Source organism: Demequina mangrovi, from assembly GCF_000759715.1.
Taxonomy (GTDB): domain Bacteria; phylum Actinomycetota; class Actinomycetes; order Actinomycetales; family Demequinaceae; genus Demequina; species Demequina mangrovi.
The window spans coordinates 49,681-74,090 of sequence record NZ_BBLU01000017.1; the positions used below are offsets into that span (position 1 = coordinate 49,681).

Here is a 24,410-nt window from a genome sequence, read left to right on the forward strand (position 1 = left end):
CTCTCGATTCGGGGCGCCCGGGTTCTGCACCCGGTGTCGTTGTTAACCATCAGTTAACCGATGGGACCTGGGAGAACCCTGAGAGCGGCGCGGGAGTCCCCTGGGACGCTCGTCCCCGCCCACGCCCAGCCGCCTCCCAGCGAATCCCTAGGTTCGCCCGGGATACTGAACGCATGCCTGAACGACGCATCCTCGTGGTCGACGACGAGGACAACCTCCGCACGATGCTCTGCGCGGCGCTCCGCTACGCCGGCTACGACGTCACCGACGCCGCCGACGGCCAGGCCGGCCTCAAGGCCGTGCGCGAGCAGCGCCCCGACCTCATCGTGCTCGACGTGATGATGCCGGGGCTCGACGGCTTCGCGGTGACGCGCCGCCTGCGCGAGTCCGGGGATCGCACCCCGATCATCTTCCTCACCGCGCGCGACAGCTCGGAGGACAAGGTCGAGGGCCTCACGATCGGCGGCGACGACTACCTGCAGAAGCCGTTCAACCTCGACGAGCTGGTCGCGCGCGTCGAGGCGGTGTCGCGCCGCGTCGAGCACGCGCCGAGCGCCTCGGACATCTACCGCGTCGCGGACCTCGAGCTCGACGACGTCGCTCACCGCGTCACCCGCGCCGGCGAGGAGATCCAGCTCTCGCCCACCGAGTACAACCTGCTGCGCCACCTCATGCAGAACACCGGCCGCGTGCTGTCGCGCGGCCAGCTGCTCGAGGGTGTGTGGGGCTACTCGCGCGACGACGACCCGGGCGTGGTCGAGACCTACATCGGCTACGTGCGCCGCAAGGTCGACGCGCACGAGCCCAAGCTCATCCACACCGTGCGTGGGGTGGGCTACACGCTGAGGGTGTCGTGACCGCCCGTTCCGGGCTGACGCTGCGTTCTCGAGTCCTCATCGGCCTGGGGGTCATCGCGGCGATCGCCGTCGCGATCTCCATCATCGTCACCGGCGTGACGCACACGTTCCTCGTCGGCCAGCTCGACGACCGCCTCGCCTCGTCCTCGGCGGAGCTCGGCTCCCGCGAGCCGCGCCTCGCGCGGATCTGCGGCACGGGCGACACGGAGTCGGACAGCGATCGGCCCTCCGACGTGTTCCGCGGCTTCGTCGACCTCCAGGGCACCTGCTACGTGTTCTTCACGCCCAACACCATGGACGCCGACGACTCGGCGCCGGACTTCGAGGGCGTGGAGATGCCCACGAGCGGCTCCGTGTACCTGACGGTGCCCGCCACGGACGGCGAGGGCGAGTACCGCGTGCTTGCGCGCGCGGCGAACCTCGGCGCGGACATCACCGCGCTGCCCATGGACGATGTCGAGGCCGCGACGCAGCGTCTCATCGCCATCGAGGGCCTGGGGCTCATCGCGATCCTCGGCGGGCTCGGCGTGGTCGGCTGGTGGGTCATCAACCTCGGCATCATGCCGATGCGCCGCATGGTCGACGCCTCGGCGCAGATCGCCCAGGGCGACCTCGACGTGCGCCTCGAGGGCGCAGGCCAGGGCAGCGAGTCCGGCGCGCTCGCGTCCTCGCTCAACACCATGGTCGACACGCTCACCGCCTCGCTCGAGGAGCGCGAGCGGTCCGAGGCGCGCCTGCGCGAGTTCGTCGCCGACGCCTCGCACGAGCTGCGCACGCCGCTCACCACGGTGCTCGGCTACGCCGAGCTCTACCGGCGCGGCGCGATCGCGCGCGACGAGGACGTGGCCGACGCCTGGAGCCGCACCGAGGCCGAGGCCAAGCGCATGAAGCGGCTGGTCGAGGACATGCTCACGCTCGCGAAGTACGACGCCGAGCCGCAGCTCAACCCCATCAGGATCGACCTGTCCCGCGTGTGCGAGGAGGTGGTCCGCGATGCGACCGCCGCGCGCGAGGGCGTCGAGTTCGCGCTCGACGCGCCGGAGCCGGTGGCCATCGAGGGCGACCCCGACCGGCTGCGTCAGGCCGTCATCAACGTGGTGACCAACGCCGCCGTCCACGGTGGCGAGCACGTCACGGTGCGCGTCCGGCAGGACGATGCCCAGGCACGCGTCGAGGTCGTGGACGACGGCCCGGGGATGTCGCCGGATGTCGCCGCTCGCGCGACCGAGCGCTTCGTGCGCGGCGACCACTCGCGCACCCGCGCCACGGGCGGCTCGGGCCTGGGGCTTGCGATCACGGCCGCGATCGTCGCGGTGCACGGCGGCACGCTCACGGTCGACTCGACCGAGGGCGACGGCACCACGGTCGCGATCACGCTGCCGGCGGCGCCGGCGGAGGCGTCAGGCGCGCAGTGAGGCCTGGGCCTCGACGCTCGCGAGGATCGTCTCGCACTCGGCGCCCATCGAGGTCGACATGAGCTCGAAGGCGCGGGGGTCGTCGCGCCGCTCGGGCATGCCCATCGCCAGCAGGATCGTGTTGAGCATGCCGCGCGCGAAGAACTCGCTTGCCTCGGTCGCGGAGAATCCGGCCTCGTCGCGGACGATGCGGTAGACGTCGAGGAAGCATTCGCGCGCCTCAGGCCCGAACACGGGGTCCTGACCGAGACCGAAGAGGTGGAGCAGGCTCAGCAGGATGCCGCGGTCCGCGACCAGCTCGCCGTACGCGCGGCCGAGCGCGACCTGACGCTCGAGGTTGGTCTCGTCGCCCGTGAAGCCGGCGATGACGTCGCGGAAGGCGACGCGCAGGCGGCCGGTGGCGCGGCGCGCGACCTCGAGGAACAGGTTCTCCTTCGAGCCGAACATGCGGACCACGTAGGCCTGGGAGATCCCTGCCTGACGCGCGATCGCGTCGGTGGTGCCTCCCGCGTAGCCCTTGTCGCCGAACACCACGGTGGCGGCGGCGAGGATCTGCTCGCGCCTGTCGTCGCTGGTCAGGCGGCCTTCTGTCGTGCTCATGTTGACATGTTATCAAGCGATTACTAGCGTGTCGAAGCGTAGTAATCAATTGATTACTCACTCCATGACTGGACTGTTCCGGGAGGGGACATGACCACCACCACACGCCGGTCGCCGCTGGCACTCGTGATCCTCGCGGCGTCGATCCCGGCCTTCATGGCGAGCCTCGACAACCTCGTCGTCACCAACGCGCTGCCGGTGCTCGCCACGGACCTCGACGCCACGCTCGAGCAGCTCCAGTGGTTCATCAACGGCTACTCGCTCGCCTTCGCGAGCATGATCCTCATGGCGGTCGCCCTCGGCGACCGCTTCGGCCGTCGCCGCACGTTCCAGGGCGGCATCGTGCTCTTCACCTTCGCCTCGATCCTCTGCGCGCTCGCCCCGACCGCCGAGGCCCTCATCGCGGCGCGCGTGCTCCAGGGCATCGGCGGCGCGGCGCTCATGCCGCTGTCGCTCGCGATCCTGTCGACCAACGTCTCCGCCAAGATGCGCCCGCTCGCCATCGGCATCTGGGGCGGCGTGGCCGGCCTCGGCGTCGCCGTCGGCCCGCTCATCGGCGGCGCGGTGGTCGAGGGCCTCACCTGGCACGCGATCTTCTGGCTCAACGTGCCCGTCGGCGTCGTAGCGATCGTCCTCATCCGCGCGTTCCTCACCGAGTCTCGCGGGGACGCGGTGCGGCTCGACCTGGTCGGGCTCGGCCTCGGCATGGCCGCGGTCTTCGGGCTCGTGTTCGGCATCGTGCGCGGGAACGATGCGGGCTGGACGTCCGCGCAGGTGCTCGCCGGGCTCATCGGCGGCGGCGTGCTGCTGTTCGCGTTCCTCGCCTGGGAGAACCGGGTCCGGGACCCCCTGCTCCCCCTCGGCCTGTTCCGCGACCGCTCCTTCTCCGTCGCGAACGCGGTGGGCCTGATGTTCTCCGTCGGGATCTTCGGCGCGGTCTTCATCCTCATCCAGTTCCTCCAGGTGGTGCAGGGCAAGAGCCCGCTCGAGGCCGGGGCGATGACCATGCCGTGGACCATGGCGCCGCTGTTCGTCGCACCGCTCACGGGGATCATCGCGCCGCGGGTGGGGACGCGGGTGCTGGTGACCGCGGGGGTCGCTTCGCAGGCGGCGGGCCTCGCGTGGATCGGGGTCGCGCTCGACCCGGCGGTCGACTACTGGACCCTGGTGCCGGGCTTCGTGCTCTGCGGCGTGGGCATGGGGCTGGTGTTCGCACCGCTCGCCACCGCGGTGCTCGCGCACATGCGCGACGAGGACCACGCGAAGGCCTCGGGCACCAACGCCACCGTCCGCGAGATCGGGGTCGCGCTCGGCATCGCCGTGCTGACCGCGGTGTTCACGGGCGTGGGCGGCGAGCTCACCCCGACCGGCTACACCGATGCGGCGCAGACCGCCGTGCTGTGGGGCGCGGGGATCCTCGCGGTCACCACCGCGGTCGCGATGCTGCTCCCCTCGCGCCGAGCGGAGCTCGGTGGCGCGCCGGCGGCCGTGAACGCCGACCCCGCGCTCGTCCCGGCCTGATCCGCTCTCGACCCGGCCCGACCCGCGCCGCGCGGCCGACCCGGCCGCCCCTCGTCACCACGGCGAGGGGCGGCCGAGCGTCACAACGTCAGCGTCGCGCGGTCGACCCCGGCGGAGGACGACCATGCACGATGTCGCGCACTCGCACCTTTCACGCTCGAGCGCGCAGCCGCGCGAGCCGACCGCCACGCGAATGCCCGCCCCCGCGAACCGACAGCCGCGCAGCGCCTCCCGACCCCCGCCGTGCGTTCGTGCGTTCGTGCGTGAAAGGTGCGAGGACCGCGCATCGCACATGCCGACCCTGCGGTCACCGCGCGCGGCCCCACCCCACGGTTCACCAGGGCGAGGGGCGCGCCTCGTCCCGCGTCGCATCGTCCGGCAGGTGCGGCAACACGCCGCCGCCGGCGCGGATGCAGAACCAGCGCATCGGCTCCGGGCTGTCGGGCACGCATCGCCACGTGCGCCACACGCCCTGGCCCACGCGCACCGCGGTGCCGGGGCCCACGTCCACGATGTCCTCGTCGAGCGCCATCTGCCCATGCCCGGCGAGGAAGACGTAGAGCTCCTCGATCTCGGCATGCGTGTGCCAGTAGCCGGCCTCCTCGCCGGGGACGAAGGCGTTCGCGGTCATGCCGATGTACTGCATCGTCAGCTCGTGGTCCACGACTCGGCGCCCGTCGCGCTGCGTGTGCGGCTGGAAGCCGCCGTGGTGGTCCCGCCAGCCCTCGAGGGCTCCCATCTCCAGCACCTGGTAGTCGCTCATGCCGCGACGCTATCCGCGCCACCGGTTGCGCGATAGATGTTAGTGACTAACACTTGTGGCATGACAACCCGCGCCGAGGCCACCAGGGCCCGCCTTCAGGCCGCCGCCCTCGACCTGTTCGAGGAGCGCGGCTACCGCGCGGTCACCGTCGAGGAGATCGCGACCGCGGCCGGCGTCAGCCACATGACGTTCTTCCGCCACTTCCCCACCAAGGAGCGGGTGCTGCTCGACGACCCGTTCGACCCCGTCATCGCCGCGGCCGTCGCCGCGCAGCCGACGGACCTGCCCGCCGTCGAGCGGATCGCGCGCGGGCTGCTGGCGCTCGTGCCGCTGCTCGACCAGGAGCCCACCGAGTCCACCCGCCGCGCGATCGCGATCGCCGCGGGCGAGCCCGACCTCCAGGCCGGCATGGCCGCCAACACCGCGGCGACCGAGCGGGCCATCGTCGAGGCCGCAGCCGCGCCGGGAGGCGAGGGCGAGATGCGCATCGCCGCCGCGGCCTGCCTCGCGGCGGTCACCGCGGTGATGCTCGACTGGGCCGCGGACGGCTCGCGCCGCACGCTCGGCGACCTCGTCACCGTCGCGATGACCACCGTGGCGCCCGCCCTCGCGCATGCAGAGGTCCCGGCCTTCGCGGGAGCGACGCCGTGACCGCGCTCGAGATCGCGGGCGCTGTCCGCACCTACGGTGACCTGCGCGCGCTCGACGGCCTCGCGCTCACCGTCGAGCCGGGCGAGATCCACGCGATCATCGGCCTCAACGGCGCGGGCAAGACCACGGCCATGAAGGCGATCGTGGGCCAGACCAGGCTCGACGCGGGCGAGGCGCGCGTGCTGGGCGCTCCGATCGACGCCGCCGGGCCCGACGTCCTCGGGCGGCTCGGCTCCGTCATCGACCAGCCCTTCGGGTACCCCGAGCTCACGGTGCGCGACAACATCGTCCACGCGGCCCGCCTGCACGGCCTCGACCGCGCCGCGGCTGCGTGCGCCGCATCGTCCTGGATCGCGCGGCTCGAGCTCGAGCCCTGGGCAGGGCGGCGAGCGCGGGGGCTGTCGCTCGGCAACCGCCAGCGCCTGGGCCTCGCCTGCGCCGCGGCGCACGAGCCCGACCTGCTCATCCTCGACGAGCCCACCAACGCGCTCGACCCCGCGGGGGTGCTGCTGCTGCGCGACGTCATCCTCGCGGCGGCGACCCGCGGCGCCGGCGTGCTCGTGTCCAGCCACCACCTCGATGAGGTCTCGCGCATCGCGCACCGCATCACCGTGATCCACGCCGGCCGCGTGGTGGGCTCGCTCGAGCCCGGCCAGACCGACCTCGAGCACCGGTTCTTCGAGATGGTCCGGGCCTGGGACGCCGCGCACCGCGAGGATGTCCGCACCCGACAGGAGGTCCACGCATGAGGACCGCGCTCGCTCTTCAGGTCGCCACGTTCTCCCGCTCGCTCACGGCCCGGCTCGCGACCGTGCTGCTCGTCGTGTTCCCGCCGCTCATGTCGGTGGGCATGGTGGCCCTGGCACGGTCGGCCGATGCGGCGGGCCCATCCGCCGCGAAGCTCGCGCCGTACCGCGACGGCCCGTTCGGCGAGACGGTCGCGAGCCTCGCGGGCCAGGTGGTGTCGGTGGTCGCGCTCATCGGCGTGGGCTTCGCCGTCGCCTGGCTCGTGGGCCGCGAGTGGGCCGACCGCACCGTGGGGTCGCTCTTCGCGCTGCCGGTGAGCCGCGCGCAGATCGCGAGCGCGAAGCTCCTCGTGATCGCCGCCTGGGCGGTCGCGTGCCTCACGCTCGCCATGGCGTCGACCGTCGCCGCGCTCGCCCTGGCGGATCCTGGGACGCTGACCGGTGCGGTGGCCGCGCAGCTGGTGCGCGTGTGGGCCGCCGGGCTCCTCATGGCGGCGCTCGCGCTCGGGTTCGCGTGGGTCGCGGTCCGCTCGCGCGGCTACCTGGGCGCGGCCGGCGCGATCGTCGCGGTCACGGCCGCGAGCCAGATCCTCGCGATGGTCGGCGCAGGGGCGTGGGTGCCGTACGTCGCCCCCGCGCTGTGGGCGGGCGCGGGCGGTCCGGAGGAGGCGGCGACCATCGGCCCCGCGTCGCTCGCGCTCGCCGTCGCGTTCGCGGCGGTCATGGCCGGGACGTCCGTGCGCGCCTTCGCACGGGCACGGCTCGACTGAGCCGCCCGGGTGCGCGCACTGCTCGGCGCCCGGAGGCGCGGCTCAGCCGCCGGCGTGTGCGTAGAGCCGCTGCAGCTCTTCGAAGTGCGCATCCGAGTCGACGACGGGAGGCGTGCCCCCGGCGAGGTGCAGCGCGAGGCGGTCGAGGTGCCAGTGCCAGCCCGCGGCGATGTCGGGGCTGGCGGGGTCCGGCGCGACGTGGTCGAACGTCAGGTACGCGCCGTCACCGTGCTCGGCGATCGCGATGCGCACCTGCCAGCGGCCGCCGTACCCGTCCCACGCGTACTCGAGCGCATGGGGCTCGTCCCACGCGAGCACCTCCCCCGCGCCGCCGTCGTAGGTGGTCACCAGGCCGCCCTCGCGGGGCTCGAAGCCGGTGCGGAACCCCCACGTCGCGTTGCGGTCGGGGTCGGTGAGCGCCGCCCACACCTCGGCGGGGGGCTGGGCGAACTCACGCTCGAAGCGCAGGTAGTCGCCGTCGTCGGGAGAGAGGACGCGCCCCTCGGTGGCAGGGTCGATCTGGTCCGGGTCCATGCCTGCCAGTCTCCCCCGCTGGGACGCGCGCGCAACCGGAGCGGTAGCGTGCCTGCGTGACGGCGGACGATGCGACAGCGAGGCTCCGCGCGGCCGGCTGCGTGTTCGCGGAGGACGAGGCCGCGCTCATCGCCGACGCCGCGGGCGGCTATCCCGCGCGTCACGAGGCGCTGCTGGAGCGCCGGATCGCCGGCGAGCCGCTCGAGATCGTGATCGGCTGGGCCCGCTTCGCGGGCCTGAGGATCCCGACCGCTCCCGGCGTCTTCGTCCCCCGGCGGAGGACCGAGCTGGTCGCGCGGCTCGCGATCGCCTGCGCGCCCGACGATGCGACGGTCGTGGACCTGTGCTGCGGCACCGGCGCCGTCGCGGCCGCGATCGCGCACGCTCGTACCGACGCGCGCATCGTCGCCGCCGACGTCGACCCGGCGGCCGTGGCGCTCGCCGCCTCCACCCTCGCCCCGCTGGGATGCGTGGCGACGGTGTCGGACCTCGACGAGGCGCTCGGGCACCTGGCCGGCGCGGTCGACGTGATCGCCTCGTGCCCGCCCTACGTCCCCACCGCCCAGATCCCGCTCATGCCTCGTGAGGCCCGGGACCACGAGCCCGCGCTCGCGCTCGACGGCGGGCCGGACGGCGCGGCGGTGCAGCGCGCCGTGCTCGACGCGGCCGCCCGGCTGCTCCGTCCGGGCGGCGTCGCGATCGTCGAGACGAGCGAGGATCTCGCGACGCTCACCCTCGCCGCCGCAGCCGATGCGGCGCTGTCCGCGCGGCTGGAGCGCGACGCGGAGCTCGGTGCGGTCGCGGTGGTCGCTCGCCTCTAGACCGCCGCGAGCTCCTCCTCGAGCCGCGCGTACGAGGTCTCCATGCCGTCCGTCATCCCGGTGCCGAGCACGATGTCTCGCAGCTCCTGGCTCGGGTAGGTGATCACCAGGCTCAGCAGCGTTCCGCCGTCGACCGGGGTGAGGGTGAGCTCGTTGGTGGTGCCGGGCCCCTCCATGCCGATCATGTTCTCGGTGGTGACCTCGCGGCAGGGAGACGCGGACTCGAGCAGCTCGCCCGTGAAGCCGAACGGCGGCGCGCCGTCCGCGGGCCCGCCGACCACGGGCGCCCACTCGTACCGGTAGGTGTCGCCCACCTCGTGTGCGACCTCGCACACGGGCATCGTCCACCCCTCGGGCCCGAGCAGCCAGCGCCTCATCAGGTCCGCGTCGTGGTGCGCGCGCCACACCTGCTCGACCGTGCCGCGGATGACGCGGCTCACGCGCACCTGCGTGTCCGACAGGAGCTGCGCGTCGACCGCGCGGCCCGCGGCGAAGGACTCGAGGTCGGCGACCACCGCGTCGATCTGCGACATCGCGGAGCGGATGCCCTGCTCCATGCCCATCTCGACCACGGTCTCGAGCGCCTCCAGCGAGCCGAAGTGCGTGACCGAGGTGAAGCGCGAGCCCTCGTCGGTCGCCTCGAACGTGAAGACCATCCGCATCGCGGGCAGGTCGGTGTTGTCGGTGCCGTCCTCGTTCGCGAAGCCGTCCTCGACCTCGAACGAGCGGGGCGCGTCGACAGCGATCCACTTCCAGTAGCCGCCGGAGCGCTCGCCGTCGGGTCCGCGCATGAAGTACTCGGAGCGGCCGCCGGGAGCCGCATCGTGCCGGGTGAAGGTCGCGGGCCACTCGACCGGGCCCCAGAACCGCTCGAGCTGGCGGGGGTCGAGGTAGGCCTGGAAGAGGCGCTCGACGGGCACGGAGTACTCGCCGGCGACGGTGATGGTGAGCGCCTCGGGGTCCGAGACGACGGTGGTGAGAGGCATGGCTCCTCCTGGGGACTCGTCAGGGGTGCTCGTCCGGCCGCGGCGTGGCGAGCACGTCGTCGAGCCGGCTGAAGCGGGATCGCCACAGCTCCTCGAGCTGCGCGAGAAGGGAACGGGCGCGCGCGATCTGCGCGGCGTCGCCGCGGACGATGCGCTCGCGGCCGCGGGAGCGCTTGGTCACCAGGCCCGCCCCCTCGAGGACGGCGACGTGCTTCTGCACCGCCGCGAAGGACATGTCGTAGGCCCGGGCCAGCTCGCTGACCGAGGCCTCCGTGGTGAGCGTCCGCCGCACGATGTCACGGCGGGTCGCGTCTGCCAGCGCGTGGAAGATGCGATCCACGTCGGCTTGTGTCCACTCATCTACAACCATTTGGTTGTACGTTACGTCGCGCGGCGGGAACGCGCAACCCCCGCCGCCGCATTCGCGGAGACGGGGGTTGCGGAGATGTCGGCGGAGGCGGCGCGCCTAGCGGGCCGCGAGCACGTCCACGGTGAAGACGAGCGTCGAGCCGGCGGGGATGGGTCCCATCGGGCGGAAGCCGTAGCCCGACTCCGGCGGCACCACGAGCAGCAGCTTCGAGCCGACCGGCTGCCCGACGATGCCGTCGACCCAGCCGTCGATGAGCGATCCGTAGGCGATCGGGAACGAGATGGACTCGCCGCGGTCCCACGACGAGTCGAACTTCGCGCCGTCCCACAGCCAGCCGCTGTAGTGGACGGTGATGTGCTGACCCTCGGCGACCTCCGGGCCGTCACCCTTCTCGTGCACCTCGACGACGAGGCCCTCGGGCTTCTCCGCCCCGGCGAAGTCGATGCTGGGCGCGCCGTTCGCGTCGCGGGTGATGGTGGGCAGCGTCATGATCGCTCCTTCGGTTGCGGACTGTCCCGGCCAGCCTAGGGCGGCTCGCGGCACGGCGACGCCCGTCACCAGACCCCGGGGATGAACCTCCTGGTCCGGCGGGCGTACGCGCGGAAGGCGTCGCCGTAGTGATCCTCGAGGTGCGCGTCCAGCCGGGGGATGTGCATGAAGGCGAACATCGCCGCCATGATGACCGGCGCCAGCAGCGGCCACCATCCGCCCGCGACCATGGCGAAGCCGGTGAAGAGCAGCACGTCGCCCAGGTAGTTCGGGTGGATCACCAGCGAGAACAGCCCGCCGGTGAAGAGCACGCCGCGATGCGCGGGGTCCTTCTTGAACCGGCGCCGCTGCTCCTCGGACCACGTGTTGAGCCAAGAGCCCAGCACGTAGAGCCCCACGCCGGCCCACACGACCCAGTCCACCGGCGCCTCGGTGGTCGCACCGAACCACGCCATCGTGAGCTGGAGGATCGCCACCCACGGACCGACCGCGAGCGCCTCGTCCCACGGGAAGGGGCGCTTCACCATGACGTACTGCGTCACCAGCAGCCGCGCGAGGTAGACCACCGCGAGGACCCCGACCAGCGCGCGGCGCAGCGGATCGGCGACCGGGAGATCGCCCCCGAACCAGGTGTGGACCCCGAACGACAGGAACGCGAGCCCGACCGCGACGGCGGAGACGTGCAGGACGGTGACGAAGGCCTTAGGTGCGGACGATGCGTCGGACGCCATGCGTCCACCGTAGGCCGCCGGAGCTGGACTCAGCGTCCCGGGAGGCGTGCGCACGGGGTCGCGACCGGTACTGAGCTTCCCGAGCCGCCTCGATGCGGACGCGGGATACCCCCCTGGGGTACCGTCGAAGGAGTCCCGCGACGACGACGTGCGAGGAGAGGACATGGCCGCCTGGAGGATCCGCGACGCGCACGCCGAGGACCTCGAGTCCGTGGTGCGCCTGTGGGAGGCCTCGCGCGCGGCCGGGGTCGAGCCCGTCTACGCGCTCGCCGAGGTGCTGACCTCGGCGGCCGAGGACATCGCCGTCGTCGCGACCGTGCAGGAGGAGATCGTGGGCGCGGCCGTCGCGCGCCGCGCGCACAACCAGGCCTGGGTGGTCTTCCACGGTGTGGACGATGCGTGGCACGGCCGCGGCATCGGCCCCGGGCTGCTCGCCGCGGTCGAGACGCGCGTCGCCGAGGCGGGTCCCAGCACCCTGTCCGCGCTGGTCCCGGCGGCGCAGACGCATCTGGATGCGTTCCGCGACGCCGGCTTCTCCGAGAAGAAGGCGGTCCGCTACCTCGAGCGTCGCATCCGCGTGCAGCGCGAGGAGATGGCGCTGCTCGAGGAGCTCGGCGGGCGCGTGCTGCCGCGCGGGCTGTGGGACGGCGTCGCCGGGATGCGCACCGAGAAGGACCTCATCGAGAAGCGCCTGGTGCTGCCGCTCGCGGAGCCCGCCCTGGCCGACCGCTACGGCGTCGCGCCGCCGCGCGCGGTGGTGATGTTCGGACCGCCCGGCACCGGGAAGACCACGTTCGCGAAGGCGATCGCGTCGCGGCTCGACTGGTCCTTCGTCGAGGTGTTCCCGTCGCGGCTGGCCGCGGACCCGGCGGGGCTCGCGGGCGCGCTGCGCGACACCTTCCACCGGATCGCGGAGCTCGAGCACGCGGTGGTGCTCATCGACGAGGTTGAGGAGATCGCCTCGCATCGTCGCGGCGACCCGCCCTCACCGCTCCAGGGCGTCACCAACGAGCTGCTCAAGCTCATCCCCGCGTTCCGCGAGCGCCCCGACCGGCTGCTCGTCTGCGCGACCAACTTCATCCGCTCGCTCGACAGCGCGTTCCTGCGCCACGGCCGCTTCGACTACGTCATCCCCATCGGATTGCCCGATGCCGAGGCGCGCGCCGCGATCTGGGCGCGGTTCATCCCCTCCGCCGCGGCCACCGTCGACGTCGCGAGCCTGGTCGCAGCCTCCGACGGCTTCACCCCCGCGGACATCGAGTTCGCGGCGCGACGCGCGAACCAGGCGGCGCTCGAGGCCGCGGTGGACGGCGGGGACGATGCCGCTCCCGCGACCGCGCACTACCTCGCCGCGGTGTCGGCGACGCGCGCGACGGTGTCCGCCGACGTCGCGGGCGAGTTCACGGAGGACATCGAGGCCTTCGCGCGGGTATGAGCCCGAGGTCAGGGGAAACCCCGATCCAGGAACCCTCGGACGGACCCCCGTCACCCCCTCAGCAGCGCGATGCCCGCGCCCGGAGCGCCTGCCTACGGTCGGCGTGGGCGCAACCCGGCGTCCCGTGGACGCTCAGGGGGAGCCATGACCACGACGATCACCGCACGCGGGCTCGACACCCGCGACCTGCCCGACAAGGAGCAGTACCGGCTCGGCACCATCCTCGGGATCTGGGCCGCGAGCGCGCTTCCCATGGGCCTGGGCCTGTGGTGGGTGATGCCCACCTTCATCGCGCCGCGCATGGAGACGCCCGGCATCGGGTGGCTCGTGCTCGCGACGGCCGGTCTGGTGTGGCAGGCGGTGCTCGCGTTCTGGCTGCTGCGCCTCGAGGTGCGGCCGTTCACGTGGGAGGCGCTGAAGCGCCGGCTGTGGCTCGAGAAGCCTCGCAGCCCCCGCACCGGACGGGCGAGCTGGCGCTACCTGTGGTGGGCGGTGGCGGTCGCCGTGGGCTACGCCGGGCTGGGCGCGCTCGGGCTGCTCCAGCCGCTCAACGACGCGGTGGTCGACGCGTTCCCCGCGATCGCGCCACCCGACTACGCGCTGATCGAGAATCTCGCGGTGCCCGAGGTGGTCGGGCAGTGGTGGCTCATGGGGCTGCTCGTGGTGCTGATCCTCGGCAACTACCTCGTGGGCGAGGAGCTGATCTTCCGCGGCATCCTGCTGCCGCGCATGCGGGGCGCGTTCGGCCGCCTCGACGTGCTCGTCAACGGGCTCCTGTTCGCGACGTACCACCTGCACCTCGTGTGGCAGATGCCCGCGATGCTCGTGACCGACTGGCTGTACGCCTACCTCACCAAGCGCTACCGCTCGTACTGGATGGGAGCGCTGTTCCACGGCATCGACGCGATCTTCCTGCTGGTGCTGTTCCCGCTCGTGATCGCGGGCGTGATCCAGTCCTGACCCCCCGGACAGTCCGGACGGATCTGACCGCGACACCCCGAGGATCATCGGGCTCCTGACAATCCAGACCGGCGCGTCGCCGCGAACTCCGTTCGGACTGTCGCGGGGAGAGGTGCCTAGGCTGGCCGCATGAGCGACCACACCGACCACCTCCGCCGCGCGATCGCCGTGTCGCAGGCGGCACGCGACCACGGCAACCACCCGTTCGGCGCGGTCCTCGTGGACGGCGAGGGGCGCATCGTCCTCGAGGCCGAGAACACCGTGGTGACCCACCGCGACGCGACTGGCCACGCCGAGACCAACCTGGTGCGGCTGGCCAGCAACCAGCTCGACCCCGACGAGCTCGCGGAGTGCACGCTGGTCACCTCGTGCGAGCCGTGCGCGATGTGCTCGGGCGCGATCTACTGGTCCGGCATCGGCGCCGTGGTCTACGGCCTCGCGGAGACCGGCCTGCTGGCCATGACCGGCGCGCACGACGAGAACCCCACGCTCGCCCTCCCCTGCCGCACGGTGCTCGGCGCGGGCGCACGCGAGATCTCCGTCACCGGACCCCTGCTCGAGGACGAGGCCGCGGTCCCCCACCTCGGCTTCTGGGACTGACACCGCACGACCGCCCGGCCCTAGCATCGGCTCATGACGCTCGCCACCAGCCTGGTGCTGGTCCTCGTCGCCGGGCTCGGCTCGCAGCTGCTCGCGGCGCGCCTCCGCATCCCCGCCATCGTCATCCTCATCGCGGTGGGCCTGATCCTCGGGCCGATCGCGGGGCTCGTGGACGTCGACCTCGAGCCGGAGCAGCTCTCGGAGCTCATCGGCCTCGGGGTCGCGGTCATCCTCTTCGAGGGCGGCATGAGCCTGCGGTTCTCCGAGTTCCGGCGGGTCGGGAAGGGCATCGGCCGGCTCACCGTCCTCGGCCCGCCCGTCGCGATGGCGCTCACCGCGATCGCGGCGCGCTACGTGGGAGGGATCGACTGGCCCGTCGCGCTGGTGCTCGGCGCGATCCTCGTGGTCACCGGGCCGACGGTGATCGCGCCGCTGCTGCGCCAGGCGGGGCTGCGCCGCGACTCGGCGGCGCTGCTCAAGTGGGAGGGGATCGTCAACGACCCCATCGGCGTCACCCTCGCCTTCCTCACGTTCCAGCTGTTCGCGCTGTCCGAGGGCGGCCTCGGCTCGATCGCCACCGGGCTGCTCTACGCGATCGTGGTCGGCGGCGGCATGGGCGCCGGCGTGGGCCTCCTCCTCGGCGTCTCCTTCCGGCGCGGATGGGTGCCGTCCCACCTCAAGTCGCCGCTTCTGCTGGTCGCGGTGCTGCTCGTCGCCGGCCTCGGCAACCGCCTCCAGGACGAGACGGGATTGCTGGCCGTCACCGCGATGGGCCTGGTGCTGGGCAACATGCGCCTCGCCGAGCGCGAGCAGCTGCTGCACTTCAAGGAGGGGCTCACCGTGGTGCTGGTGAGCTCGCTCTTCATCGTGATCCCGGCGACGCTCACCGCGGACGACCTCCGCGCGCTCGACTGGCGCATCGTCGCCTTCGTCGCGGTGCTGATGCTCGCGGTGCGGCCGCTCACCATCTGGCTGGTGACGCTGCGCTCCGACATCCCCACGCCGGACCGGAGGCTGCTGGCGTGGATCGCGCCGCGCGGCATCGTCGCCGCGGCGACGGCGGGCTCGTTCGGCCCGGCCATGGTCGCGGCGGGCTATCCCGACGGCGCGCTGCTGGTGCCCACGGTGTTCCTGGTGATCATCGTCACCGTGGTGGTGCACGGCTTCACGCTCGCGCCGCTCGCACGCCGGCTCGGCCTCACCACGGGCGCCCGCAACGGGCTGCTCATCGTGGGGGCCTCGCCGTTCGGGCTCGCGCTCGCCGAGGCGCTGCGCCGCCGCGACGTCCTCGTCACGGTCGCGGACGGGCGCTACCAGAGTCTCCAGCCGATGCGCATGGCGGGCGTGCGGACCTACTTCGGCGAGGTGCTGTCCGAGCACGCGGACGAGGCGCTGGCCGAGTCCGGCGTGAGCCACGTCCTCGCCGCGACCGACAACGACTACTACAACGCGCTCGTCGCCCGCAGCCTGGGCATCGAGTACGGCTTCCACCGCTCCTTCCAGCTCGCGCCCGCCGAGGGGACGGGCGAGCGCCGCGCCCTCACGTTCGAGCGGCGCGCGTCCTTCGCCTTCGACGGCCGGACGGACCTCGTCACGCTCGACGAGCGGATCGCCGCCGGATGGCGGATCCACGCGACGCACCTCACCAAGGAGTACGGCCTGCGCGAGCTCGCGCAGCGCTTCGGCGGCGACGAGGACGCGATCCCGCTGGGCGCGATCGACGCGTCGGGCGCGTTCCGCCTGGTCTCCCCCGACCAGCGCTTCCTGCCGCTCCCGGGCTCGACCTTCCTCTACCTCGGAGCGGCGAGGCAGCCGGCCACCGGCGCGGTGCCGCGCGTGGACGATGCGTCGGACGGGACGGCGACCGGCGCCTAGCCCCGCTCGGCCTCCCACGCGGCGAGCAGCTCGAGCTCGCGGTCGCGCGAGAGCCCGCCCTCGACGTCGCGGTCGATCCCGAGCGCGCGCTCCTCCGCGAGGATGTCGCGGATCGACTCCATGAGCGAGCGGCGGCGCCCGCCCGTCGCGAGGAAGCGCTCGTCCGAGTGGTAGCCGATGCGCGCGGGACCGCCGTCGTCGGGAACCCAGAGGGGAAGCGAGCCCGGCCCCTTCCACGGAGTCACGCCGTGCGCGAGCAGCCACGTCGGATCGACGTCGACCTGCGGGCCCACCGCGCCCGCGACCTCGCGTGCGAGCTCGACGGCGTAGGCGCCGGGGCGCTGATCGCCGACCACGTTCACCGGGCCCGAGAGCCCGGCCTCGATCGCATCGAGCGTCCAGGCGACGAGGTCGCGCACGTCGATGAGCTGGACCGGATGCGCGGGCGGCCCCGGCACCAGCATCGGCCCCGTGCCGGCCTGCGCGGCACGGCGCGGCCAGTACGCGAAGCGCTCCGTGGGATCGCCGGGGCCGATGATGACGCCGGCGCGCAGCAGGAGCGCCTCGGGGTGGCTCTCGAGGGTGTCGAGCTCGCAGCGCACCTTGGCGGCGTCGTACTGCGCGCCGTCGACGCGGGCGTCGGGATCCACGGGCTCGCGCAGGGGCGCGTCCTCGGCGATCACCTCGCAGGTCGGCTGATAGGCCGCGACCGAGGAGACGTACGTCCAGTGCAGCACCCGGCCCTCGAGGGCCTCAGCGGCCTCGCGGACGTGGCGCGGCTGCCAGCTCACCTCGACCACGGCGTCCCAGTCGCGCCCCTTCACGGCGTCGTAGGCGTCGGGCCGGTCGCGGTCGGCCCGGACGAGCGTCGCGCCGGGGGCGATCACTCCGGACTCGCCGCGCGCGAGGCACGTGACGTCCCACCCGGATGCGACGGCCTGGGCGGCGGTCTCGCGGCCCAGCCACGCGGTGCCGCCGAGGATGAGGAGCGCAGGCATACGGCCAGGCTAGCGGGCCGCGCCGACGCTCAGGCGTCCGCGTCCCAGTCGTAGAACGGCCTCACCTCGAGCACCCCGTGACGGGCCATCGGGTGATCGGCCGCGACGGCGACGGCCTCGTCGATCGACGCGCACTCGAGGATGTCGATCCCGGCGATCGATTCGAAGTCGCGGTGCAGCGCGCCCGGCTCGACCGTGGTGCCCGTGCCGCGGACCCGCACCACGCGCGATTCCGACGTGTCCGCGAGGCGGTCGCCCCAGACCCGCGCGCCGCTCGCCTCGTGCGTGCTCACCCAGCGCTCGATGTCGTCGGGTCCGCCGGCGGGATCGTCGATCTGCTCGGTGCAGACCAGCAGCAGGTACCTCATCGCTCGCCTCCTCGCCGGGCATCCGCGGGATGCCTCGCCTCGCCATCGTCGCACCGCGCGCCGGGCTTGGCCAGGGTCGCCGCGACATCCTGGCGCACGGCGCATAGCGTCGTGACATGGCCTCTGCTGACGAGATCCGACCGGCCCGCCGCCTCGGCGCCGCGGGCCCGTACGTCGCGCCGCTCGGCGTCGGCGCGATGCTCATGGGCACCCGCACGCCCGAGGACGAGTCGCGGCGCATCCTCGACCACTTCGTCACCGAGGTGGTGCCCCGCTACGCCGCGCCGGACGGCGCCGCGGTCCCCGGCATGATCGACACCGCGGACGCCTACTGCTGGTGGTACGCGGAGGGCACCCTCGGCGGTCAGTCGGAACGGCTCGTGGGGACGTGGCTCGCAGACTCGGGAGCGCGGCCCAGCGTTCACCTCGCGACCAAGGGCACGGCGATGCTCAGCAGCATCGACGGCGTCTTCACCGACGGCGAGCCCGACTGGGAGCTCGCCCGGTCGCGCTTCGTCGGCGCCGGGGCGAGCACCCTCCGGGACTCGCTCGCTGCCTCGCTCGGGCGCCTCGGGCTCGACTCGGTGGACCTCTACTACATCCATGTCGACGACCGCTCGGTGCCTCTCGAGGAGACGCTCGGCTTCCTTGCGAGCGCGGTCTCGGCGGGGCTCATCCGCACCTACGGCTGGTCGAACGTCTCCACCTGGCGCCTCGCGCAGATCCGGGCGCTCTGCGAGGCGAACGGCTGGCCGCAGCCCGCAGCCGTGCAGCAGCAGCACGCGTACCTGCGCCCCCGCGCCGGCCTCGACAGCCGCAGCATCGTCTCCGCCGAGCAGCTCGACTACCTGCGCGCCTACCCCGACCTCCAGCTCGTGGCGTACTCACCCGTGCTCAAGGGGCTGTTCTCCGCCCACGAGCGGCGCGACCCGGGATTCTCCGCGATGGGCGCGTATGCGGGGCCCGACGCCGAGGCGCGGCTCGCCGCGATCGACTCGGTCGCCGCGCAGACCGGGGCCACGGGTAACCAGGTGGCGCTGGCCTGGCTGCTCGCGCAGGACTCTCCGAGCGCGATCCCCCTGATCGGCGCGCGCACCTTCGACCAGTACCTCGAGTGCGCCGAGGCGATCGACGTCACCCTCACCCCCGGGCAGCACGAGGAGCTCGAGGCCGCCGGAGCCTGATCCCCCCTCCGCACCCCGACCACCCCCACACCCCCACACCCCCACCGCCCTCCACACGGACTCTGCAACCTCGCGCACCTCACCAGGGACGATGCGCCGAGAGTTGCACCGAAGCGCGGCGATACGACCCCCGACGTGTGGAGGACGGTCAAGCCTCCATTCAGTTGAGCAGCCGATCTCCCACCGGCTCTCCGGGCACGACGCGCCACTCGCGCGTCGGCCCGACCGCCTCGACGAAGGCGGTGTCGTGGCTCGCTACGAGCAGCGCCCCGCGGTAGCCCGCGAGCGCCTCGACCAGCTGCGCCTGGGACTCGAGGTCGAGGCTGTTGGTGGGCTCGTCGAGGACCAGGAGCTGAGGCTCGGGCCGCGCGAGGAGCGCGCACGCGAGGAAGGCCCGGAAGCGCTCGCCGCCGGAGAGCGTCGCCACCGCCGCATCGGCGCTCGCGCCCCGGAAGCGGAAGCGGCCGAGCAGATCCCGCACCTCCTGCCCCGATGCGCCCGAGGCGCGCATCCGCACGTTCTCCAGCACCGAGGCGCCCTCGTCGAGGCCGACGAGCCGCTGGGGCAGGATGCCCACCGGCACGGCGAGGTGTGCGCGCCCGCCGCGGGCCTCGAGATCACCGAGGAGCGTCGCGACCAGCGTGGACTTCCCCGCGCCGTTGCGACCCGTGACGTGGACCCTCTCGGGTCCGCGCACGAGCGCGTCGAGCGTCGCGCCGGTGCGCGTCACGAGACCCTCCGCCTCGAGGACGAGCCGTCGCGGCGGCACGGCGGTGCCCGGCAGGTCGATCCGGATGGTGCGGTCACGCGGGATCGCGGCGCGCGCCTCCGCGAGCCGGTCGCGCGCCTCGGCCAGGCGCTGCTGGTGGATGCGGCGCACACGCGCGTCGGTGCGTTCGGCCTGCCCTTGCTTGGCGTCGGCGGCGAGCCCCACCACCCGCCGCTGGACCCGCGCCTTCTCGCCCGCGCGACGCTTGCGTCCAGCCCCGTCGGCGTGCGCCGCGAGCGCGGCCGACTGCCGCGCGACGGCGGCGTTCGCGGAGGCCAGGGCCTGTGCGGCGCCGGCCCGCTCCGCCTCGCGGGCCTCGTCGAGGGCGTCGACGGCGCCCCCGAACCACCGCAGCTCCACAGTGCGGTCGTCCCGCTCGCACAGCTCCGCGATCCGGTCGACCCGCGCGAGGAGCTCCCTATCGTGGCTCACCACGAGCGTCGCGCCGTCCCGCGCGGACAGGCGGGCTGCGAGCGCCGCACGGGCCTCGGCGTCGAGGTTGTTGGTCGGCTCGTCGAGCACCAGCAGGTCGGGCCGCGCGAGGAGCGCCGCCGCGACGGCGAGCAGCACGGCCTCCCCTCCGCTGAGCGCATCGACGGTGCGGTCAAGATCCGTCGGCAGGCCGAGCGACGCGAGCATGGCGGCGGCGCGTTCCTCGACGGACCAGTCGTCCGCGAGCGCGTCGTAGACGTCGGGGTCGGTCGCTCCCGCCTCGATGGCGCGGAGCGCGGCGACGCGGGCCGCGACTCCGAGCGCCTCGGCCACCGTGGTCCCGGTAGCGATCGCGACGTGCTGCGGCACGTGTGCGACCGAGGCCGGAAGCACCACAGATCCGGCGGTCGGGCGCAGCTCGCCGAGCGCGAGACGCACGAGCGTCGACTTGCCGATGCCGTTTCGTCCGATCAGCGCCGTGAGCCCGTCCGGGATCGCGAGGTCGAGATCGGTGAAGAGGGCGCGGCCATCGGGCCATGCGAAGGCGACGCGGGAGAAGGAGAGGTGCTGCATAGGGAGCTCCGAGGGGTCTGGAAGGTGCGTGACCGTGGCCAGACTCGTGGTCCGGCGTCCCTAGAGCTTCAACAGTCCTCCTCGTCGCCGACCCTCGCGGCGCGCCCGCACCAGGGTGCGACACGCATCGTCCGCCGTCAAGGGTTTCCCCCTACTGGAACCGAGGCGCCGAGACCGCCCTCCACACGGACTCTGCAACCTCGCGCACCTCACCAGGAACGATGCGACGAGAGTTGCACCGAAGCGCGACGATGCGACCCCCGGCGTGTGGAGGACGGTCGGTGTGGGGAGGACCGTCGGTGCGGGAAGGGCGGTCGGGCATCGCGGCGTAGGGTGGGGGACGGCGCCAGTGCCGATGCGACGCCGCGGAACAACCGCCCGCATCAGCCGGTTGAACAGGTGGCATGTCACAGACCTTCGCCTCGCTGCGCATCTTCAACTACCGCCTCTGGTTCGCAGGGGCGCTGGTGTCGAACATCGGCACCTGGATGCAGCGGGTGGCGCAGGACTGGCTGGTGCTCACCGTCCTGAGCGACAACTCCGGCTTCGCGGTGGGCGTCACCACGGCCCTCCAGTTCGCGCCCTTCCTGCTGCTGTCCGCGTGGGCGGGCGTGGTGGCCGACCGCGTCGACCACCGCAAGCTCCTCATCGCGACCCAGGCGGGACAGGGCGTGCTGGGCCTCGCGCTCGGCGTCATGACGCTCGCCGGCCACGTCCGTCTCGAGCACGTGTACGTCTTCGCGCTGCTGCTCGGCATCGTCTCCGCCTTCGACGGCCCTGCCCGGCAGACCTTCGTCTCCGACCTCGTGCCGCCGGCGAGCCTGCCGAACGCGGTGGGGCTCAACAGCGCATCGTTCAACGCCGCCCGGCTCATCGGCCCGGGCCTCGCGGGCATCCTCATCACGGTCATCGGCAGCGGCTGGGTGTTCATCGCCAACGCGGTGTCCTACGGCGCGACCATCCTCGCCCTCCTGCTGATGCGGAGCGCGGAGCTCGAGCGGCAGGAGCGCGCGAGACGCGGCCGCGGGCAGCTGCGCGAGGGCGTGAGGTATGTGCGGCGCAGGCCCGACATCGTGGTGATCCTCGTGGTCGTCGGGGTGATCTCGGCGTTCGGACTCAACTTCCAGATGACGAGCGCCCTCATGGCCGCCACCGCCTTCGACAAGGGCGCGGGCGCGTACGGGCTGGTGGGCTCGATCATCGCGGTCGGATCCCTCAGCGGCGCGCTGCTCGCCGCGCGGCGGAAGCAGCCGCGCCTCAGGCTCGTGGTCGGCTCAGCCTTCGCGTTCGGCGTGTCCGCGACGCTCATGTCGGTCGCGCCCACCTACCCGATCTACCTGGTGACCTGCGTGCCGGTCGGCTTCACGGCGCTCACCATGCTGACGTCGGCCAACGCGACGGTCCAGACCACCACGTCGCCCCGGATGCGCGGCCGGGTCATGGCGCTCTACATGATGGTGCTGCTCGGCGCGACCCCCATCGGCTCTCCCCTGGTCGGCTGGATCGGCGAGCACGCCGGCCCGCGGTGGTCGATCGGCGTCGGGGCGCTCTCGGCCCTCGCGATCTCGGTGGGGGCCGCGGCCTGGGTGGTGCGGGACTCGCGGCTCACGGTGAGCTACCAGCCCTCCCGACCGTTCGTCCGCGTGCGCTACCCCACCCCGGACGAGCGCGACCGCGAGACCAGGGCGCAGGCCGCGGAGGACATCCTGGCGCAGCAGCTCGAGGACCGCTCGGCTCAGCCCTGACCCGCGTGAGCGGCGCCCCCGGAGCGTCCGGGTGTCGCGCGGTCCGGGCCGCGTGAGCATACTGGGCGCAAGGAGGTCCACCCGATGGAGCAGCAGGACGTGTTCAGCGGCGACTACGTCGCATCGTGCCGGTGGCGGATCGAGGCGCAGATCGCGGCGTTCGACCTGCTGCGCGCGCAGGCCCCCGACGACGGCTCGATGGACGGCGCGATCGAGGACATCGAGGACGAGCTGTTCAACGCGATGGCGGGGCAGCTCGAGGGGATGTTCGCGTACCGCGACCCGGCGATCGCACCCGCGGGACCCGGACCCCTGCGGGAGCTCACGGCCGTGGTGACCTCGCTCAACGCCAACGGCGGGCGCTTCGACCCGCCCGAGGGCTCGGGCCTCGACGCGGACACGACCGTGCTCGGCATCGACCCCGGCGACGCGATCCGCCTCGACCGCGACGGGTTCCAGGAGCTCGCGGACGCGTTCTTCGACGCGCTCGAGGAGGCCTACTCCGATCAGGAGCAGGCCTGACGCAGCTCTACGCCAGACCCGTGCCCTCGGTCATGGCCGTGTCCAGCATCCACTGGATCCCGAAGCGGTCGGTGAACGAGGCGTAGAGGTCGCCCCAGAACATCGGCGTGGGCTCCATCTCGATGTCGCCGCCGGCGGAGAGCCGCGCGAAGAGATCACGCAGCTGGTCCTCGTCGTCGACCGCGAGGTTGAGGTAGACGTTGTTACCCGGCTTCAGGACGTGGCCCATCGACGGCATGATGTCCGAGCCCATGATGCGGTGCCCGCCGAGGATGTCGAGCGCGCAGTGCATCACGCGATCCTTCTCGTCCTCGGGCACCGGCGGCATGCCCGGAGAGGGAGGCACCTCGCCCATCCGCATGATCGGGGCGGTGAGCTCTCCCCCGAAGACGTCGCGGTAGAACGCGAAGGCCTCCTCGCAGGTGCCGTCGAAGTTGAGATACGTCGAGACGCTGGCCATGGTTCCTCCCGGGCGGCGACGATGCCACCGGTCAGGCTACGTCCGGAGCGGACGATGCGCGAGGGCGCCTGGCGCGCGGGCGGCCGGGGTCCCGTGACGGGGATCGACGGGACCCCGGCGCCGCCGCTCAGCGCTCGACGTGGCGCTGGTCGCGGTGCTCGTCGACGTGCTCGTCGCGGATCTCGCGGTGCGTGGTGTTCGAGCGCTGCGCGTTCGCGACGAGGGACACCGTGATCGCGACCGCACCGGCCGCCATGCAGATCCAACCGACCGTGCCGAGGTCGACCGCGTCGATCGAGTCGTCGATCGCGAACGTGGCGATCGCGCCGATGACGATGAGGAAGATTCCGGTTCCGAGAGCCATGAGCAAGTCCTCCCGCGGGCCCCTCTCCACGCCGCCGGACGGTCCGGCGGCGGGGCGCCGAAGCGCGAGCCCGCCGGGGATGACAACGCGCACCTGCCAGGGACGATGCCGGGGAGCACCGTCGAGCGACCCTGATAAACGGCGATCTACCAGGAGTGATGCAAATTCGCGGGAGCGGGAATAGGTGAGGCGTCAGCCGCGCTCGGAGATGAGCTCGCAGGCCTCCTTGTTGAGGGCCCTGATCCCCTTCGCGTCGAGCATGACGCTCTGGAGCAGCTCCTCGCCGTCGACCTCGAGCACGAGCTGCGCGCTCGCGTCGCCCTCGCCTGCGGGACAGGACACCACCCCGAGCGGCAGCGTGACGGTGGTCGAGCCGCCCGGAGCCAGCTCGACGTCGAGCCCCACGGCGTCGACGCGGTCGAAGTACGGCGAGAAGATGGTGCCGCCGGTGACGATCACCGGGCCCTCCGACGCGGACGTGAGCGCGATGTCGAGAGAACGCATCGCGTAGACGTGCTCCGGCACCTCGGCGGAGGCCCGGGGCTCGAGGATCGGATAGTCGGGCACGCTTCCGCAGGCTGCGCAGCCGAGCACGACCGCGGCCGTGGCGGCTGCTGCGATGAGGCGTCCGAGGGGGCGATGCGGCATAGGGCACATTGTGTCGCGTGACCGCTCCCCGCGGGGGACGTGCCATGGCCCCGGACGGAACGCGCCTCAGGGCCGCACCGGCGGGGCAGGTCGGGCACGGCGCCGGATCCCCCTACAATGGGTGACGCACCGCCTGCGAGCGGCGCACGCGGGTGTAGTTCAATGGTAGAACTTCAGCTTCCCAAGCTGATAGCGCGGGTTCGATTCCCGTCACCCGCTCCAC

The 24,410-nt window shown here is 72.9% G+C and carries 27 protein-coding genes and 1 tRNA gene; 15 read left to right on the forward strand and 13 right to left on the reverse strand.

All coding sequences use genetic code 11. From position 1 onward, the window contains the following. Window positions 1-173: 173 nt before the first annotated feature. Complete coding sequence (locus tag TR42_RS12555; protein ID WP_042216409.1) at window positions 174-857, forward strand: response regulator transcription factor; 684 nt, start codon at window positions 174-176, stop codon at window positions 855-857. Then, window positions 854-2,272, forward strand: coding sequence for a sensor histidine kinase (locus tag TR42_RS12560; RefSeq protein WP_052406093.1), 1,419 nt, complete (start codon window positions 854-856; stop codon window positions 2,270-2,272). Before TR42_RS12555 ends, TR42_RS12560 begins: the two co-directional genes overlap by 4 nt. Here TR42_RS12560 and TR42_RS12565 read toward each other — a convergent pair. Further along, window positions 2,258-2,872: a TetR/AcrR family transcriptional regulator gene (locus tag TR42_RS12565; protein ID WP_042216411.1), complete on the reverse strand. Its 615-nt coding sequence runs from the start codon at window positions 2,870-2,872 to the stop codon at window positions 2,258-2,260. The two genes, TR42_RS12560 and TR42_RS12565, sit on opposite strands and share 15 nt — an antisense overlap. A gap of 90 nt (window positions 2,873-2,962) precedes the next feature. On the opposite strand from TR42_RS12565, the gene TR42_RS12570 reads away from it, so the two are divergent. Then, window positions 2,963-4,393, forward strand: coding sequence for a DHA2 family efflux MFS transporter permease subunit (locus TR42_RS12570; protein WP_042216413.1), 1,431 nt, complete (start codon window positions 2,963-2,965; stop codon window positions 4,391-4,393). Window positions 4,394-4,727: 334 nt separating this feature from the next. On the opposite strand, the gene TR42_RS12575 is transcribed toward TR42_RS12570, so the two are convergent. After that, entirely contained in the window at window positions 4,728-5,156 is a 429-nt protein-coding gene (locus TR42_RS12575; protein ID WP_042216417.1) for a cupin domain-containing protein, read from the reverse strand. 60 nt (window positions 5,157-5,216) lie between these two features. Between TR42_RS12575 and TR42_RS12580 the strand changes: the two genes are divergently transcribed. From TR42_RS12580 to TR42_RS14455, 3 genes are read left to right on the forward strand one after another with little or no spacing between them, the layout of a single operon-like run. Further along, window positions 5,217-5,807 carry a TetR/AcrR family transcriptional regulator gene (locus TR42_RS12580; protein WP_042216419.1) on the forward strand — a complete coding sequence of 197 codons (591 nt, stop codon included), beginning with the start codon at window positions 5,217-5,219 and terminating at the stop codon, window positions 5,805-5,807. Next, on the forward strand, window positions 5,804-6,556 hold the full coding sequence (locus TR42_RS12585; protein ID WP_042216421.1) for an ABC transporter ATP-binding protein: 753 nt from the start codon (window positions 5,804-5,806) through the stop codon (window positions 6,554-6,556). Before TR42_RS12580 ends, TR42_RS12585 begins: the two co-directional genes overlap by 4 nt. After that, on the forward strand, window positions 6,553-7,323 hold the full coding sequence (locus TR42_RS14455) for an ABC transporter permease (RefSeq protein WP_052406096.1): 771 nt from the start codon (window positions 6,553-6,555) through the stop codon (window positions 7,321-7,323). The genes TR42_RS12585 and TR42_RS14455 overlap by 4 nt, the downstream gene beginning before the upstream one ends. A 42-nt stretch (window positions 7,324-7,365) precedes the next feature. On the opposite strand, the gene TR42_RS14460 is transcribed toward TR42_RS14455, so the two are convergent. Further along, a complete protein-coding gene (locus TR42_RS14460) occupies window positions 7,366-7,857 on the reverse strand; it encodes an SRPBCC family protein (protein WP_052406098.1) in 492 nt (163 codons plus the stop codon). 56 nt (window positions 7,858-7,913) lie between these two features. Here TR42_RS14460 and TR42_RS12600 point away from each other — a divergent pair, with 56 nt between their 5' ends. Further along, on the forward strand, window positions 7,914-8,678 hold the full coding sequence (locus TR42_RS12600; RefSeq protein ID WP_042216423.1) for a putative protein N(5)-glutamine methyltransferase: 765 nt from the start codon (window positions 7,914-7,916) through the stop codon (window positions 8,676-8,678). Here the strand turns inward: TR42_RS12600 and TR42_RS12605 are convergent. The 4 genes from TR42_RS12605 to TR42_RS12620 form a co-directional block, all read right to left on the reverse strand. Next, window positions 8,675-9,664: an SRPBCC family protein gene (locus TR42_RS12605; protein ID WP_042216425.1), complete on the reverse strand. Its 990-nt coding sequence runs from the start codon at window positions 9,662-9,664 to the stop codon at window positions 8,675-8,677. The two genes, TR42_RS12600 and TR42_RS12605, sit on opposite strands and share 4 nt — an antisense overlap. 19 nt (window positions 9,665-9,683) lie before the next feature. Continuing rightward, window positions 9,684-10,034 carry an ArsR/SmtB family transcription factor gene (locus TR42_RS12610; RefSeq protein WP_042216427.1) on the reverse strand — a complete coding sequence of 117 codons (351 nt, stop codon included), beginning with the start codon at window positions 10,032-10,034 and terminating at the stop codon, window positions 9,684-9,686. 96 nt (window positions 10,035-10,130) lie between these two features. Further along, complete coding sequence (locus tag TR42_RS12615; RefSeq protein WP_052406100.1) at window positions 10,131-10,523, reverse strand: FKBP-type peptidyl-prolyl cis-trans isomerase; 393 nt, start codon at window positions 10,521-10,523, stop codon at window positions 10,131-10,133. A 65-nt stretch (window positions 10,524-10,588) separates the two neighbouring features. Beyond that, on the reverse strand, window positions 10,589-11,254 hold the full coding sequence (locus TR42_RS12620) for a methyltransferase family protein (protein WP_042216429.1): 666 nt from the start codon (window positions 11,252-11,254) through the stop codon (window positions 10,589-10,591). Between the two features lie 163 nt (window positions 11,255-11,417). On the opposite strand from TR42_RS12620, the gene TR42_RS12625 reads away from it, so the two are divergent. The 4 genes from TR42_RS12625 (at window position 11,418) to TR42_RS12640 (ending at window position 16,124) form a co-directional block, all read left to right on the forward strand. Further along, window positions 11,418-12,689, forward strand: a complete 1,272-nt coding sequence (locus TR42_RS12625; RefSeq protein ID WP_042216431.1) for an ATP-binding protein — start codon at window positions 11,418-11,420, stop codon at window positions 12,687-12,689. 144 nt (window positions 12,690-12,833) lie between these two features. Further along, window positions 12,834-13,649, forward strand: a complete 816-nt coding sequence (locus TR42_RS12630) for a CPBP family intramembrane glutamic endopeptidase (RefSeq protein ID WP_042216433.1) — start codon at window positions 12,834-12,836, stop codon at window positions 13,647-13,649. Between the two features lie 129 nt (window positions 13,650-13,778). Continuing rightward, window positions 13,779-14,249, forward strand: a complete 471-nt coding sequence (locus tag TR42_RS12635) for a nucleoside deaminase (RefSeq protein ID WP_042216435.1) — start codon at window positions 13,779-13,781, stop codon at window positions 14,247-14,249. A gap of 33 nt (window positions 14,250-14,282) precedes the next feature. Continuing rightward, window positions 14,283-16,124, forward strand: a complete 1,842-nt coding sequence (locus TR42_RS12640; RefSeq protein WP_042216437.1) for a cation:proton antiporter — start codon at window positions 14,283-14,285, stop codon at window positions 16,122-16,124. Here the strand turns inward: TR42_RS12640 and TR42_RS12645 are convergent. Together TR42_RS12645 and TR42_RS12650 are read right to left on the reverse strand one after the other, a co-directional pair. Continuing rightward, complete coding sequence (locus tag TR42_RS12645) at window positions 16,121-17,122, reverse strand: NAD-dependent epimerase/dehydratase family protein (protein WP_042216439.1); 1,002 nt, start codon at window positions 17,120-17,122, stop codon at window positions 16,121-16,123. The genes TR42_RS12640 and TR42_RS12645 overlap by 4 nt on opposite strands. Before the next feature lie 29 nt (window positions 17,123-17,151). After that, a complete protein-coding gene (locus TR42_RS12650) occupies window positions 17,152-17,490 on the reverse strand; it encodes a YciI family protein (protein ID WP_042216441.1) in 339 nt (112 codons plus the stop codon). Window positions 17,491-17,606: 116 nt separating this feature from the next. Between TR42_RS12650 and TR42_RS12655 the strand changes: the two genes are divergently transcribed. Then, window positions 17,607-18,674: an aldo/keto reductase gene (locus TR42_RS12655; protein ID WP_042216443.1), complete on the forward strand. Its 1,068-nt coding sequence runs from the start codon at window positions 17,607-17,609 to the stop codon at window positions 18,672-18,674. Window positions 18,675-18,834: 160 nt separating this feature from the next. Here TR42_RS12655 and TR42_RS12660 read toward each other — a convergent pair whose 3' ends face one another. Continuing rightward, entirely contained in the window at window positions 18,835-20,448 is a 1,614-nt protein-coding gene (locus TR42_RS12660; RefSeq protein ID WP_042216445.1) for an ATP-binding cassette domain-containing protein, read from the reverse strand. A 404-nt stretch (window positions 20,449-20,852) separates the two neighbouring features. Here TR42_RS12660 and TR42_RS12665 point away from each other — a divergent pair, with 404 nt between their 5' ends. Both TR42_RS12665 and TR42_RS12670 read left to right on the forward strand, forming a co-directional pair. Continuing rightward, window positions 20,853-22,193, forward strand: coding sequence for an MFS transporter (locus TR42_RS12665; protein ID WP_042216447.1), 1,341 nt, complete (start codon window positions 20,853-20,855; stop codon window positions 22,191-22,193). An 84-nt stretch (window positions 22,194-22,277) separates the two neighbouring features. Beyond that, a complete protein-coding gene (locus TR42_RS12670) occupies window positions 22,278-22,715 on the forward strand; it encodes a hypothetical protein (protein ID WP_042216450.1) in 438 nt (145 codons plus the stop codon). A gap of 7 nt (window positions 22,716-22,722) precedes the next feature. Here the strand turns inward: TR42_RS12670 and TR42_RS12675 are convergent, their stop codons facing one another. From TR42_RS12675 to TR42_RS12685, 3 genes are all read right to left on the reverse strand, one after another. Continuing rightward, window positions 22,723-23,175 (reverse strand): VOC family protein, encoded by a 453-nt coding sequence (locus TR42_RS12675; RefSeq protein ID WP_042216451.1) that lies wholly within the window; start codon window positions 23,173-23,175, stop codon window positions 22,723-22,725. Window positions 23,176-23,302: 127 nt separating this feature from the next. Beyond that, window positions 23,303-23,539, reverse strand: coding sequence for a DUF6458 family protein (locus tag TR42_RS12680; protein WP_042216453.1), 237 nt, complete (start codon window positions 23,537-23,539; stop codon window positions 23,303-23,305). A gap of 192 nt (window positions 23,540-23,731) precedes the next feature. After that, window positions 23,732-24,187, reverse strand: coding sequence for a hypothetical protein (locus tag TR42_RS12685; RefSeq protein WP_042216455.1), 456 nt, complete (start codon window positions 24,185-24,187; stop codon window positions 23,732-23,734). Between the two features lie 148 nt (window positions 24,188-24,335). Between TR42_RS12685 and TR42_RS12690 the strand changes: the two genes are divergently transcribed. Further along, window positions 24,336-24,409, forward strand: a tRNA-Gly gene (locus TR42_RS12690). Window position 24,410 lies beyond the last annotated feature (1 nt).